We start from the raw sequence: 12,720 nt of genomic DNA, 5'->3' as shown, positions 1-12,720 counted from the left end.
ATGCCGCTTTTTTTATATATAAAGTTCCCCTTTCATTGTAATAATCGAAGAACCGCCAACCAAAATATCATTTTCACGATTCATTACTTCAATTATAGAAGGCTGATTCAGCTTAACTCCTTGTAGAATTTTATATTCCTGATTGGGTTTTGTGTATTTCTTTTGAGTAAGGAATCCAATTAAAGGCCCGGCAGCAGTTCCCGTTGCAGGATCTTCATTGATTCCAATTACAGGGTTGAAGAATCGGGTTTCGGCAATGTTGTCATTCTGATCTGAAATAGTAAAACAATAAAACCCGTCAGAATGGTATTCTTTCGAAATCTCGATTAAAAGTTTATTGTCAGGAAGAATTTCGTTCAGAATCTGGCTGTTTTTTACAGGGACCATCGTATGGGCAACTTCTGTTTTTACAATTGTCGGAACAAAGGCATTCACATCTAAATCCTCAATTTTTAAACCAAGGGCTACCGCAATTTTATAAGTTGGGATTTCCTGTTGGATAACTGCTGATTTTTGATGCATCTGTACCACCGGATATTGTGTAACTGGATCAAAACTTACGGTTACCGGAATCGCAGAATGTTTCATGATCACAAAACGAGTGCTTTCTGATTGCTCTTCAAATATGGGCATTTTTTTAAATAAGGCGCCACAGACTGCACCCAGCAAATTATGTCCGGCACCGTCTATTTCAATTCCGGTTGGGGTAAATGAACGAACATTTAATGCTTTTTGCTCTTTTGAATAATAAACAAATGAAGTTTCAGAGTAGCCAAATTCTTTAGAAATATCCTTATAAGTTTGAAGGTCTAAATTTCCATTAGTAAAAACAACAGAAAGAGGATTTCCTTTATAACTTTCGTTTGAGAATACGTCTAAAACATAATATTCAAGGGCTTTTCTTTTTTTCATTGTTATCTTTTATGAAACTTTTGCAGTGAATAAAGTTACTATTTGTTTGCTGACGACAGGTTTTTTTAAGTTTTTTTTATAAAATTCGTTTGTGCTCTGCACTTGCAGTTATCGCCTTTTCAAGTCTTGATCTTTTGGTTTTTTCCTGTTTGGCACTCATAATAACATGAATCACAACTCTTTTATAAGATGGTGCCTGCTTTTCAAAAAAATCCCAGGCAGGTTTATTGGCTTTGAACAGTTTTTCTAATTCAGGATCGAGAATATAAGCTTCTTTTTCATGTGAATAAATTCCGGATCTTTCTTCAGATTTTAATTCGAAAGCTTTTTTCCCTGCTTCGGTCATTAATCCGGCTTTAGTGAGCTGTTCGACTTTTTTAATATTGATAACACTCCAGATACTCGATTTTTTTCTTGGTGTAAACCGAATCGAATAACTTTCATTGTCGATAGTTTTTCTAATACCGTCGATCCAGCCAAAACAAAGTGCCTGATCTACAGATTCTGACCACGACATGGTTGGTTTTTTGGTACTCACTTTATAGAAACCGACTACTAATTCGGTTTCGGTTTGGTGATGTTTTTCAAGCCATGCCCTGAATTTTTCCTGGGTTGGGAAGAAGGTTGCTTTCATATTTAGTCATTTAATCCTTTCCCGTTAAGAATGTGCGGAATGGCTTTTTCAATTCGTGACGCTCTGGTTTTAGATTGTTTGGGTGCCGAAAAATGGAGCATATAAGCTCTTTGACGCCCTGGAGTCAATGCTTCGAAAGCGGTTTTTAAATCTGGATTTTCATCTAATTTGGTTTGAAATTCTTCGGCAACAGTGAATTCTTCCGTCTTTTTGAATTCAAATTTTAAACCTGCCTTTTCTACTTCAACAGCTTCATAAATATAGGTTTTCAGGGCAGGTTCCAGTTCAGTGATTTGCTGGATATTGGTAAACCGGATCTGGCGTGCCGACTGTACATTAGCAGTTTGCTGCACCAGAATACGGTCTGTGTCTTTTAACAAGGCACCTTTGAAAAATAAAAGCGCGCAATATTCCTTAAAATCATGAATTAAAACGATGTTGTTTTTTTGAAAAGTATAACAGGGAACTCCCCATTTCAATTCTTCGGATAGCTGGCAGTCCAGAACAATTGTTCTTAGTTTTTCGGTTTCTTTCTGCCATTTTTCGTTTTTACTAAAATAAAAATCAACTTTAGGATTCATTTGATTTCCTTGTTTAAAGTCTGTAAAAGGTTGTATTGTCTGCATAAACAAAAATACGAATAAATAGGAAATGGTTTAATGAGGAAATTGCGATTGTCTAATGCATTAATCTTTAAAACTAAATCTTCTTATGAAAACGAGATTGCGTTAGGGATAGAGGCGATATCCTTTTGCCGGCGAAGCAAGACAAAAGATAAAGCCGAAAGCCTGGCCCGGAGGGAAACGCCCAAAATATATTACCAATCGTATCATTATTTACCCGAAATTTGCAAAAACATTTGTATCATGGCTAAAGGACCTGAAAAAAACACTAAAAACAAGGCGCTGCATACTAAACTGCTAAACCGCAAAAAAGCTAAACTTCAGGAGGAGAAAAAACAACGAGCCTTACGTTTGAAAGCCCTGGTTGTCAAAATGAATAACGAAAAGAGTAATGAAGGGGAAAACATATAGATCAGAATGTTTCTCTCCTGTTTTATTTTAACCCAACTTTGCAAACAATCCTTAAACACAATTAAAATGGAAGAATTCGGCAGAATACTAGTTTCAGAAACGGCAATTAACGGTGGTAATCCGCAGGATATAATCAATTCTAATATTTCGGTAATCAATTTAATGCGCGAAGAAGGCGTTGATGACGAATTTATTCATGAAGATGCGTTATTGAGTTATTACCTCGATTATTACACTTCAAAATATACCGAAGGGAACTTTGCTAAATTTGTATATGATTCCCGATGGAATAAAGAACTTAATGAACTTATCGAAGAAGGTCTTGCGCTGATTGGTGCCGAAAAACATTTAGAATTATTTCAGGCGCAGGCAAAAAGGGTTAAATTACTGAGCAGTGTGAAAATTGGTAAATTCTTAAACGGCAAATTTGAAGGGGTTAATCCAACAAGGGATTTGCTGAATAACAATGCATTTTTCGACTTGGATGAAAATCTAACTGAACTCAATGCAAATTTCTTAAAAAACCATCCGGACTTTGATGTTCTTTCTGTAGACGATATGTTTGCTGTGCTGGAAGAATTTACAGGACATGAGATTAAGCGTTCCTAATTGTATATTTCGATTAGGGTTATTTTTATTGTATTCAACTTTCTTGTAAATTCGCTATCAGTGAATTAGTTATTAAAAGCCAAAATGAAATACTCATATTCCGCGATTTTCCTGATTGTATGGTTTTTTAGCTTTCGGTTAGGTTTTTCTCAAAATAAAATCAGTCTTTTTTCAGAGATTAATTACAATTCGATTCCGTCTGTTTCTTTAAATGAGTATAAATCGGTTCAGGAACGTGATAAAAAGTTTCAAAATCCCAACATTGCTTTAGGAGTTGCGATTTCTGGCGGAGGTTCAAGGGCACAATTTTTTAGTATGGGTGTGCTTTTAGGATTAGAAGAAATTAACGAAGAGAATTCCCAACGTAATTTTTTAAACGAAATCGATTATTTCTCAACGGTTTCAGGTGGTTGTTATTCGGCGGGTTATTATTTAACGATCCTGAAAAATAAATTGTATCAGGGGCACCAGTCTTTTAATGAATTTTACTTTTCCAAAGCCGATGCTTACAAGGATTATGTCAATAAATCGGCTAGTATTTTATCTCTTCTCAATAATAATAAAAACGAAAAAGGCGATAAAATTTCCATGAGCCAGCAACTGGATCTGGAGGTTTTACAATATGACTGCACAAATCCTGACAATCCTGATAAATGCAAAACCCAGATGCTTTTGTCTGATTTTTTTATTCCGAAAGAAAGCAGCAAAGCCCCTTATTTACCAATGATGATTGCCAACGGAACAGCCTATAATAACGGAGAACGGATTGCATTTATGCCTCATGTTATAAGAGGACTCAATATAAATTCGTCCCTAGCTCCCAATAAAGCTACGGTTTGTTTAGACGAAAATGAGGTAAACGATGGTTACGAGTTTCCGCTTACTTATGGAATAACGGCGAGTTCTGCTTTTCCGGGTGTGCTTCCGAAAACGAAATTCGGAATCAAAGGACAAAATAAGATTTTATGTATTATTGATGGAGGTGCTTCAGATAATACGGGGTATAAAACATTACTGGAACTCCTTCATAGTGATAGTAAGGTAAATGATAAAAACAAAAAAGCACTATTTATTGATTGTCTCGGCCAGGGAAAAAAGGAGCCTTACATAACTGACGAAAAAATCAAATTGATTTCATTGCTCGAAACGACTTCTTTATATACGGTTCAGACCCGATATATGACTTTTGACAGGGATATTGAAAATGCATTTGAGAGATATAAAATACCTGTCTCAAATTATCAGATAATTGGCTTTACCACTCTCAGAGACCATTTGCTGAAAATGAAAAAGGATGAATCATATCAAACAATTATGGCTGAACTAAAAAATGCTGATGATGATTACAGTAATTGGTTAAAATTTTATGGAAAATTCAAACACGATTTAGTAGAACAGTTTGGCGAACTTAGTTTTACACGAGACAAAGATGGCGAAATAATCCTGGCCACACTTACTCATAACAAGTTTAACGAATTGACGGCAGCCAACATTCTGATCTTATATGAATTTGCTTCTCATGTTGAAACCAAACTAAAAATAACACCGGAAGAAAGAGAAATGCTCTTGTTGTCCGGACGGTTAGCCACTTTTTTAAAAACCAAAGAATTAAAAAATCTGCTGACTGAAAATAAGTAGTTGATGAATAAAGATGTTTGCCAAATTTATTTTTTAATGATGTTGTAAGAAAATTATATATTTGGAAGCCCTAATTCTAAAATCAACAACGATGAAAATCAAAACCTGCTTAATTCTCATTGGCACTTTTTTATTTTTAAGTTCCTGCGAAAAAAATAAAAACAAAGCCATTGATGAAAAGGCCAATCTGGCAGCAGATGTGCAGTCTGAAAATGTAAAATCAAAACCAGTCGAAAAGCTTATTTTTAAAGACAATGAAAGTATATTGCTGTCTGAAGAACTGGATTTGAACCTCTTAAAAAAAGCAGCTGTCAATTTAAATATCAAATATTCTGATTTACGAATCAGCGAAACAACTTCTGTTAGTTATAATAATGACATAGCCTTTTTTGTCATCACTTATGTGGTTGATACGGAGGAGCACGGTCATGAAACAGAAGAATATGATTTGGGAGATTATCTCGAAAGAAAATACCTTTTTGTCAATAAAGCAGATGGAAAAATCATTGCTCAGGAAACAGATCCTAATCTGAGCTATAATGAAAATGAAGCAATGCAGTTTTCGAAAACATATATTCTCAAAGATTTGATTCAGTTAAACGAAAATATAACCGGAGTTGCATTTTATACTGAGGAAGCTTCAGGAAGCCGTGTAAACTTATATTCCCAGCAAAAATTTACGATTCTTGCATTGGTAAACAATAAAATTAAAAAATTGTTATACGAATATCCTATCCGGAAAACACAAGGCGATTCAAACGGCGGAGGCTCTTTTGAATTGGAAACTTTAGAAACAGGTTTAATAGTTTCTGATGAAGAAACAAACGGTTTTCGGGATTTAATAGTTTCAAAAAACTTTTTGTATGAAGTCGCTGTAGAGGCTGATGAGGATATTGGTACCGCTGAAAAATCTACTATCAAGACAAAAAAAGAATCCGAAAGACTAAAATACAATGGTCAGATTTATGTGTTTAAGAAAGATGACCGATATAGATTTCTGGATTATGATTAAAGATTTGATTTCTAAATTTTAGTTCCTTAACAAAAAAACTTCGCGAATCTTTGCGTGACCTTCGTGCAACTTTTGAGAAACATCCTTTAAAATACATTCTTTCCCCTAAAACTTTGTCGCAATCTTAGGAAACATTTCCTTAAATTTGCTTCCGTTATAAAAAATACAATAGTTATAAAAACCAAGCTATGTTACAAATCGCATTTATTAGAGAAAATCAGGAGAAAGTAATCAGGGCTTTAGCAAAACGAAATATCGATGCTAAAAGCGTTGTGGAAGAAGTGGTGCAACTAGACGAAAACCGTCGAGCTGCTCAGGTAGAATTAGACAACACTTTATCTGAATCTAATAAATTGTCCAAAGATATAGGCGAATTAATGAAAGCTGGCGAGAAAGCCAAAGCGGCAATCTTAAAAGAAAAAACGGTTTCATTAAAAGAAAAAAGCAAAGAACTGGGTGAAAAAGCAGAAGCTTTAGCAGCTGAGCTGACCAATAAATTATACACTTTGCCAAATCTTCCGGCTGATATTGTTCCAGAAGGAAAAACGCCGGATGACAATCTAAATGTTTTTGAAGAAGGAGATATTCCGGTTTTACATGAAGGTGCACAGCCACACTGGGAACTGGTAAAAAAATACGATATCATCGATTTTGAACTGGGTGTAAAAATTACCGGAGCAGGTTTCCCGGTTTACAAAGGAAAAGGTGCCCGTTTACAGCGTGCCCTGATCAATTATTTTTTAGATAAAAATACAGATGCAGGTTACAACGAAGTTCAGGTGCCGCATTTGGTAAATGAAGCCTCTGGTTACGGAACAGGACAGTTACCGGATAAAGAAGGGCAGATGTACCATGCAACTGTTGATGATTTGTATTTAATTCCGACAGCTGAGGTTCCGGTTACAAATTTATTCCGTGATGTGATCTTAAACGAAAGTGATCTTCCGATTCTTCACACGGCTTATACACCATGTTTCCGTCGTGAAGCAGGTTCATACGGAGCACACGTACGAGGATTAAACCGTTTACACCAGTTTGATAAAGTAGAGATTGTACGTGTTGAGCATCCTGATAAATCTTACGAAGCCCTTGACGGAATGGTTGAGCATGTAAAAAACATTTTGCAGGAATTGAAATTACCATACAGAATTCTGCGTCTTTGCGGTGGCGATATGGGTTTCACTTCAGCATTGACGTATGATTTTGAAGTGTTTTCAACGGCTCAGGACCGTTGGTTAGAAATTAGTTCTGTTTCTAATTTCGAAACATTTCAGGCAAACCGCTTGAAATTACGTTTCAAAGACAAAGACGGAAAAAATCAGCTGGCTCACACACTTAACGGAAGTTCATTAGCCCTTCCACGTGTTTTAGCCGGAATTTTAGAAAATTACCAAACACCGGAAGGAATTGTAATACCTGAGGTTTTACGCCCTTACTGCGGATTTGATATTATAAACTAATTTTAGTAATTTAGGATTAAACCTAACAGGCTTTTAAAACCTGTTAGGTTTCTTAATTGTTAAAATCCCACATTAAAAACTGAATATGAAAAACATCTGTATCTATATCGTTTTGTTGTGGTCTTCCTTTACATTTTGCCAAAATGAGCAGCTCGCTCAGTATTATTACGATAAAGGCGATTTCGAAAAAGCAAAAATCAGTTATGAACAGCTTTTAAATGCTTCACCATCTAATACACAGTATTTTTTAAGAACAGTTGAATCGTATCAGCAATTGCAGCAATTTGCTAATGCTGAAAAAATGATTCAGGATCGGTATAATCGTTACAAACAAGGTGTTTTTTTAGTAGAATTGGGTTATAATTTTCAATTGCAGAAAAACGAATCGAAAGCCAAAAATTACTACGATCAGGCTATTGAAAAAATCAAAACGAATCCTAATGACGTTTATGGAGTCGGGAATTCTTTTGAGAAAAAAGTTTTATTGGAGTATGCTTTAAAAGCCTATCAAACTGCGATGCAGGTACAGCCGAATTACAATTTTAATTTTCAGATTGGAATGTTGTACGGACAGTTGGGAAAAACGGATCTGATGATTGATCTTTTGTTGACTGAATCTTTTAAAAATCCACAGAATACGAATCTGATTCAGACACAATTATCGCGGTTTATGAATGGTGAAACTGATAATACTTCTTTTAAGGATGCGATGCGGAAAGCTTTAATCCTGAAAACACAACAAGATCAGGATGTATTCTGGAATCATTATCTGAGCTGGTTTTATGTGCAGCAAAAAGAATTCGCAAAAGCTTTTATTCAGGAAAAAGCGATTTACAAACGTGAATCGGAATCTTTAATAAGCATTGTAAATTTAAGTCAGTTTGCACTAAATGAAGATGATACTGAAACAGCGGCAGAAATTTTAAATTTTATTCTGCAGAATACAAAAGATCAGGATTTGCTGATCCGTACGAATGCGAGTCTGATGCAGATTAAAATTGATAAAGCATCAGAAATAGATTACCCTGCAATTAATACTGAGTTAGAACATTTGCTTGCAACTTATGGAGTAAGTCCTTTTACCTTATCTTTGCAAATAATTCAGGCGCATTTCCTGGCTTTCAATCTGAAAAAGACAGAAGAAGGAAAGACCATTATAAAAAAAGCTTTAGAACTCAATTTAAACGAGTACCAGAAAGCAGATGCGAAAATGGAACTGGGTGATATTTTGCTTTTGGAAGAAAAGTTTAATCAGGCACTGATTTACTATTCGCAAATTCAGTTGGATTTAAAAAATGATGTAATGTCGCATGAAGCAAGTTTAAAAGCGGCCAAAACAAGTTATTTTAAAACCGATTTTGAGTGGGCTTTAAAACAATTCAAAGAATTGAAATCGGCCAATACACAATTAATAGCGAATGATGCCCTGGAATATTTTTTACTGATCAATGACAACACAGTTGCCGATTCGACACAAACTGCTTTGAAGCAATTTGCCAAGGGTGATTTTCTGCTTTATCAGAATAAAAAACAGGAAGCTATTACACAATTTCAAAACATTCTAAAGTCATTTAAAGGACAGGAAATCGAAGCTGTAACAATGTTGCGTTTAGGGAAAATCTATGAAAGTCTGAAAGATTATAATTCGGCTTTAAGCCAATATCAGCAAGTGATTGACCATCATAGCAATGGAATTTATGTAGATGAAGCACTGTTCTTTGCTGCAGAAATTTACAACGATGAACTGAAAGAAACAGAAAAAGCAAAACCTTTGTATGAGAAGGTAATTTTTAATCATCAGGACAGTATTTACTTTGTTGATGCAAGAAAAAAATACCGCGAATTGAGAGGAGATAAAAATTTATAAAATAGATTTTTGGATCATTAGAAGATTAGATCATTACAAGTCTAACAGTCTAAGAAGTCTAACAATCGAACAATCTAAAAAAATGATTATTTACAACGTTACCACCAATATACACGAAAGCGTTCATGACCAATGGTTAAATTGGATGCAGGAAAAACATATTCCTGAAATTCTGGCTACAAATAAGTTTTCATCGGCACGAATTGTAAAAGTTCTGGTTGAAGAAGAGATGGGCGGAGTTACTTATTCTGTACAATACACAACAGACAGTAAGGATACTTTAGAAAAATACTATTTGGAGGATCAACCAAAATTTGATAGAGAAGCTTTAGAATTGTTTGCGGATAAGATGCTTTCTTTCAGAACAGAATTGCAGGTTATTTCAGAACATTACGATTTCGACTTTAAGTCTTAATTCAAAAAGTTTGAAAATAAAGCTTTAAGCCTTTAGTCTTCGCTGCAAAAAGAATACTTTTGCACCCTCGTGGCAAAACAATAAAGAAAATGGAAAAAGTAAAAGCCAAAAAACATTTAGGACAGCACTTCCTTAAAGACGAAAGCATCGCAAAAGCAATTGCGGATACGTTGAGCTTAAAAGGATATGATGAGGTTTTAGAAATAGGACCAGGGATGGGTGTGCTTACTAAATATTTACTTGACAAGGAGGTAACCACACGAGTAATTGAGATTGATACTGAATCTGTTGCATATCTCGACGCCAACTATCCAAAATTAAAAGATAAAATCATTTCAGAAGACTTTCTGAAATACAATATAAACCAGATTTACGAAAACAAGCAGTTTGCCATAATTGGTAACTTTCCTTATAACATATCTTCTCAGATTGTCTTCAGGACATTAGAATTCAGAGATCAGATTCCGGAATTTTCCGGCATGTTTCAAAAGGAAGTTGCAGAGCGAATCTGCGAGAAAAAAGGATCAAAAACCTACGGAATTCTGTCTGTACTGGCACAGGCTTTCTATGATACTGAGTATTTGTTTACTGTTGACGAAAATGTTTTTATTCCTCCGCCCAAGGTGAAATCGGGTGTGATGAAAATGACCCGAAAGGAAGATTACAGCCTTCCTTGCGGTGAAAAGTTGTTTTTTACGATAGTGAAAACGGCTTTTCAGCAAAGACGAAAAACATTACGTAACAGTTTGAAAACATTAAATTTATCAGATAATTTGCGGGAAGATACTATCTTTGATCTTCGACCAGAGCAACTTAGCGTTGATGAGTTTATTGTTTTGACTCAAAAAATAGAAGCCGATGGAGTTCAAAGTTAGCAAAGAATTAATCCAGCAATTAGAAGAGCATATTGTAAATAAAAATGACAATGAACTTGAAGTTTTATTGAACGATTTGCACCATGCCGATATCGCCGAAATCCTGGATGAACTGGATTTTGACGATGCAACCTATATTTTTAAGGTTTTAGATAGTGATAAAACCGCTGAGATTCTTCTTGAATTAGAAGATGACCTGCGAGAGAATATCTTAAGCCGACTCTCACCAAAAGAAATCGCCGAAGAGCTTGATGAGCTTGAAACGAATGATGCAGCAGATATTATTGCCGAACTTTCGCAGGAAATTAAAGCTGAGGTAATCTCAGAATTAATTGACGTTGAACACGCAAAAGATATTGTTGATTTGTTGCGTTATGACGAAAATTCTGCGGGAGGTCTGATGGGTAAAGAGCTCGTAAAAGTAAACGAGAACTGGAATGTGTTGACCTGCGTGAAAGAAATGCGTATTCAGGCCGAAAACGTATCCAGAGTACATTCGATTTATGTGGTTGATGATGAAAACCGCTTAAAAGGAAGATTATCTCTAAAAGATTTACTGACTTCTTCGACCAAAACCCAAATTGGAGATGTGTATATCCGAAAACTGAATTTTGTAAACGTAGATACCGAAGATGTTGAGGTAGCCCGTATTATGCAAAAATACGATTTGGAAGCGATTCCGGTTGTAGATGAGCTTGGACGTTTAGTGGGAAGAATTACAATTGATGATATCGTAGACGTAATCAAAGACGAAGCTGATAAAGATTATCAATTGGCAGCAGGTATTACCCAGGACGTTGAATCAAATGACAGTGTTTTAGAATTGACAAAAGCCCGTTTGCCATGGCTTTTAATTGGTATGGTTATCGAAATTGTGGCTTCTTTTGTTTTGAAAGGAAATGAACAGACATTTCAAAAATATTCGACTTTAATCATTTTTGTTCCTTTACTTTCTGCAACGGCAGGAAATATTGGTGTTCAGGCGTCGGCAATCGTGGTTCAGGGTTTGGCAAACGGTACTTTGAAAGATTTTAGCAGAGGATATTTTAGTAAAGAAATCTCAGTTTCAATGATATCTGGAAGTATTATTTCATTGCTTTTATTAGGGTATCATTCGATTATGTACCAACAGTATTTAGTTGGGCTGGCCATTTCGATTTCAATGATTGTGGTAATATTATTTGCTGCAACATTAGGAACCCTTGTACCGCTTTTTTTGCATAAAAATAAAATAGATCCCGCTATCGCGACAGGACCATTTATCACCACAACCAACGATGTATTTGGAATTATGCTCTATTTTGGAGTAGCCAAATTGATTCTGGGTTTTTAATTTTTCCAACAAATTAACAGCTTGCAGTGATTTAAGATCTTAAAAATCTGTGTAATTTGTGGCTTAAAAAAACACGCTATTAATCAGCAATAAATAAGCATGAAAGTACATATTATTGGAGGAGGAAACCTCGGGGTTTCTGTTGCCGTTGGGATTGCCAAATTTTCTAAAAACAATGAGGTTACTGTTACCAGAAGAAATACTGCGAGTATTCAGTATTTAACAGAATTAGGAATTACAGTTTCATCTGATAATAAGCATAATATTCAGGAAGCCGATGTGGTTATTCTGACTGTAAAACCGTATCAGGTAGATACTGTTCTGGCAGAGATTTTACCAGTAATTTCAGGAAAAACTATAGCATCTGCAGTAAGTGGTTTGTCTTTGGAAATGCTTCAGTCAAAAACGAATAATGAATTTCCGGTTGTGAGAATCATGCCGAATATAGCAGCTCAGTTTGGTGAGTCAGCGACTTGTATTTCATTTCCTGAAAAAGATAAGGAAAAAGCTTTACCAATTGTAGATTTGTTTCACGACTTAGGAACTGCTCCCGTAATTGATGAGAAACTAATGGACGCAGCGACTGTTTTAGGCGCCTGTGGTACGGCTTATGCTTTAAGATATATCCGTGCTTCAATGCAGGCAGGAATCGAAATTGGATTTGATTCTCAGACGGCTTTGGCCATTGCTGCACAAACTGCAAAAGGAGCCGCAAAAATGTTATTAGAGGAAAAAGTTCATCCTGAACAATTAATCGACCGTGTTACTACGCCTCAGGGATGTACAATCGTAGGTCTTAATGAAATGGAACACAATGGTTTCAGTTCGTCTTTGATCAAAGGAATCAAAACTTCTTTGAAACAGATTAAAGGACTTTTAAAATAAAAATATCAAATTTCCTGAAATTCCAAATTCCAATTTTCTGTTGGGA

13 protein-coding genes are annotated in these 12,720 nt (G+C 35.4%); 10 read left to right on the top strand and 3 right to left on the bottom strand.

Features of this window, described 5'->3' with window-relative positions; genetic code table 11:
* Positions 1–12 precede the first annotated feature (12 nt).
* The 3 genes from P5P89_RS08480 to P5P89_RS08470 form a co-directional block, all read right to left on the bottom strand.
* A complete protein-coding gene (locus P5P89_RS08480; protein WP_278011538.1) occupies positions 13–912 on the bottom strand; it encodes a PhzF family phenazine biosynthesis protein in 900 nt (299 codons plus the stop codon).
* A gap of 76 nt (positions 913–988) precedes the next feature.
* A complete protein-coding gene (locus P5P89_RS08475) occupies positions 989–1,546 on the bottom strand; it encodes a YdeI/OmpD-associated family protein (RefSeq protein WP_278011537.1) in 558 nt (185 codons plus the stop codon).
* Positions 1,547–1,548: 2 nt separating this feature from the next.
* Positions 1,549–2,127 carry a YdeI/OmpD-associated family protein gene (locus P5P89_RS08470; protein ID WP_278012001.1) on the bottom strand — a complete coding sequence of 193 codons (579 nt, stop codon included), beginning with the start codon at positions 2,125–2,127 and terminating at the stop codon, positions 1,549–1,551.
* A gap of 285 nt (positions 2,128–2,412) precedes the next feature.
* On the opposite strand from P5P89_RS08470, the gene P5P89_RS08465 reads away from it, so the two are divergent.
* The 10 genes from P5P89_RS08465 (at position 2,413) to proC (ending at position 12,674) form a co-directional block, all read left to right on the top strand.
* The gene (locus tag P5P89_RS08465) at positions 2,413–2,580 is read left to right on the top strand and encodes a hypothetical protein (protein WP_278011536.1); all 168 of its coding nucleotides are present in this window, start codon (positions 2,413–2,415) and stop codon (positions 2,578–2,580) included.
* Between the two features lie 66 nt (positions 2,581–2,646).
* Positions 2,647–3,189 carry a DMP19 family protein gene (locus tag P5P89_RS08460; RefSeq protein ID WP_278011535.1) on the top strand — a complete coding sequence of 181 codons (543 nt, stop codon included), beginning with the start codon at positions 2,647–2,649 and terminating at the stop codon, positions 3,187–3,189.
* Positions 3,190–3,273: 84 nt separating this feature from the next.
* Positions 3,274–4,827 (top strand): patatin-like phospholipase family protein, encoded by a 1,554-nt coding sequence (locus P5P89_RS08455; RefSeq protein WP_278011534.1) that lies wholly within the window; start codon positions 3,274–3,276, stop codon positions 4,825–4,827.
* Between the two features lie 91 nt (positions 4,828–4,918).
* Positions 4,919–5,839 carry a hypothetical protein gene (locus P5P89_RS08450; protein ID WP_278011533.1) on the top strand — a complete coding sequence of 307 codons (921 nt, stop codon included), beginning with the start codon at positions 4,919–4,921 and terminating at the stop codon, positions 5,837–5,839.
* A gap of 188 nt (positions 5,840–6,027) precedes the next feature.
* The gene (gene serS / locus P5P89_RS08445) at positions 6,028–7,299 is read left to right on the top strand and encodes a serine--tRNA ligase (protein ID WP_278011532.1); all 1,272 of its coding nucleotides are present in this window, start codon (positions 6,028–6,030) and stop codon (positions 7,297–7,299) included.
* Positions 7,300–7,384: 85 nt separating this feature from the next.
* Positions 7,385–9,166 (top strand): tetratricopeptide repeat protein, encoded by a 1,782-nt coding sequence (locus P5P89_RS08440; protein WP_278011531.1) that lies wholly within the window; start codon positions 7,385–7,387, stop codon positions 9,164–9,166.
* Between the two features lie 82 nt (positions 9,167–9,248).
* Entirely contained in the window at positions 9,249–9,581 is a 333-nt protein-coding gene (locus tag P5P89_RS08435; protein ID WP_278011530.1) for a DUF4286 family protein, read from the top strand.
* 89 nt (positions 9,582–9,670) lie between these two features.
* Complete coding sequence (gene rsmA, locus P5P89_RS08430; protein ID WP_278011529.1) at positions 9,671–10,456, top strand: 16S rRNA (adenine(1518)-N(6)/adenine(1519)-N(6))-dimethyltransferase RsmA; 786 nt, start codon at positions 9,671–9,673, stop codon at positions 10,454–10,456.
* Entirely contained in the window at positions 10,440–11,789 is a 1,350-nt protein-coding gene (gene mgtE / locus P5P89_RS08425; protein ID WP_163396326.1) for a magnesium transporter, read from the top strand. Before rsmA ends, mgtE begins: the two co-directional genes overlap by 17 nt.
* A 99-nt stretch (positions 11,790–11,888) precedes the next feature.
* Positions 11,889–12,674 carry a pyrroline-5-carboxylate reductase gene (gene proC, locus P5P89_RS08420; RefSeq protein WP_278011528.1) on the top strand — a complete coding sequence of 262 codons (786 nt, stop codon included), beginning with the start codon at positions 11,889–11,891 and terminating at the stop codon, positions 12,672–12,674.
* Positions 12,675–12,720: the final 46 nt, after the last annotated feature.

The sequence above is a fragment of the Flavobacterium gyeonganense genome, from assembly GCF_029625295.1.
Taxonomy (GTDB): domain Bacteria; phylum Bacteroidota; class Bacteroidia; order Flavobacteriales; family Flavobacteriaceae; genus Flavobacterium; species Flavobacterium gyeonganense.
The sequence above is the reverse complement of the archived record's forward strand: the minus strand, read 5'-3'. Positions and strand labels throughout refer to the sequence as shown.

Excerpts from the sequence above, each read along its gene's own strand:
- mgtE (WP_163396326.1), top strand. The coding sequence starts at position 10,440 with ATGGAGTTCAAAGTTAGCAAAGAATTAATCCAGCAATTAGAAGAGCAT.
- P5P89_RS08435 (WP_278011530.1), top strand. The coding sequence starts at position 9,249 with ATGATTATTTACAACGTTACCACCAATATACACGAAAGCGTTCATGAC.
- P5P89_RS08475 (WP_278011537.1), bottom strand. The coding sequence starts at position 1,546 with ATGAAAGCAACCTTCTTCCCAACCCAGGAAAAATTCAGGGCATGGCTT.
- P5P89_RS08440 (WP_278011531.1), top strand. The coding sequence starts at position 7,385 with ATGAAAAACATCTGTATCTATATCGTTTTGTTGTGGTCTTCCTTTACA.
- P5P89_RS08460 (WP_278011535.1), top strand. The coding sequence starts at position 2,647 with ATGGAAGAATTCGGCAGAATACTAGTTTCAGAAACGGCAATTAACGGT.
- P5P89_RS08480 (WP_278011538.1), bottom strand. The coding sequence starts at position 912 with ATGAAAAAAAGAAAAGCCCTTGAATATTATGTTTTAGACGTATTCTCA.
- P5P89_RS08470 (WP_278012001.1), bottom strand. The coding sequence starts at position 2,127 with ATGAATCCTAAAGTTGATTTTTATTTTAGTAAAAACGAAAAATGGCAG.
- P5P89_RS08455 (WP_278011534.1), top strand. The coding sequence starts at position 3,274 with ATGAAATACTCATATTCCGCGATTTTCCTGATTGTATGGTTTTTTAGC.
- P5P89_RS08465 (WP_278011536.1), top strand. The coding sequence starts at position 2,413 with ATGGCTAAAGGACCTGAAAAAAACACTAAAAACAAGGCGCTGCATACT.
- proC (WP_278011528.1), top strand. The coding sequence starts at position 11,889 with ATGAAAGTACATATTATTGGAGGAGGAAACCTCGGGGTTTCTGTTGCC.
- P5P89_RS08450 (WP_278011533.1), top strand. The coding sequence starts at position 4,919 with ATGAAAATCAAAACCTGCTTAATTCTCATTGGCACTTTTTTATTTTTA.
- rsmA (WP_278011529.1), top strand. The coding sequence starts at position 9,671 with ATGGAAAAAGTAAAAGCCAAAAAACATTTAGGACAGCACTTCCTTAAA.
- serS (WP_278011532.1), top strand. The coding sequence starts at position 6,028 with ATGTTACAAATCGCATTTATTAGAGAAAATCAGGAGAAAGTAATCAGG.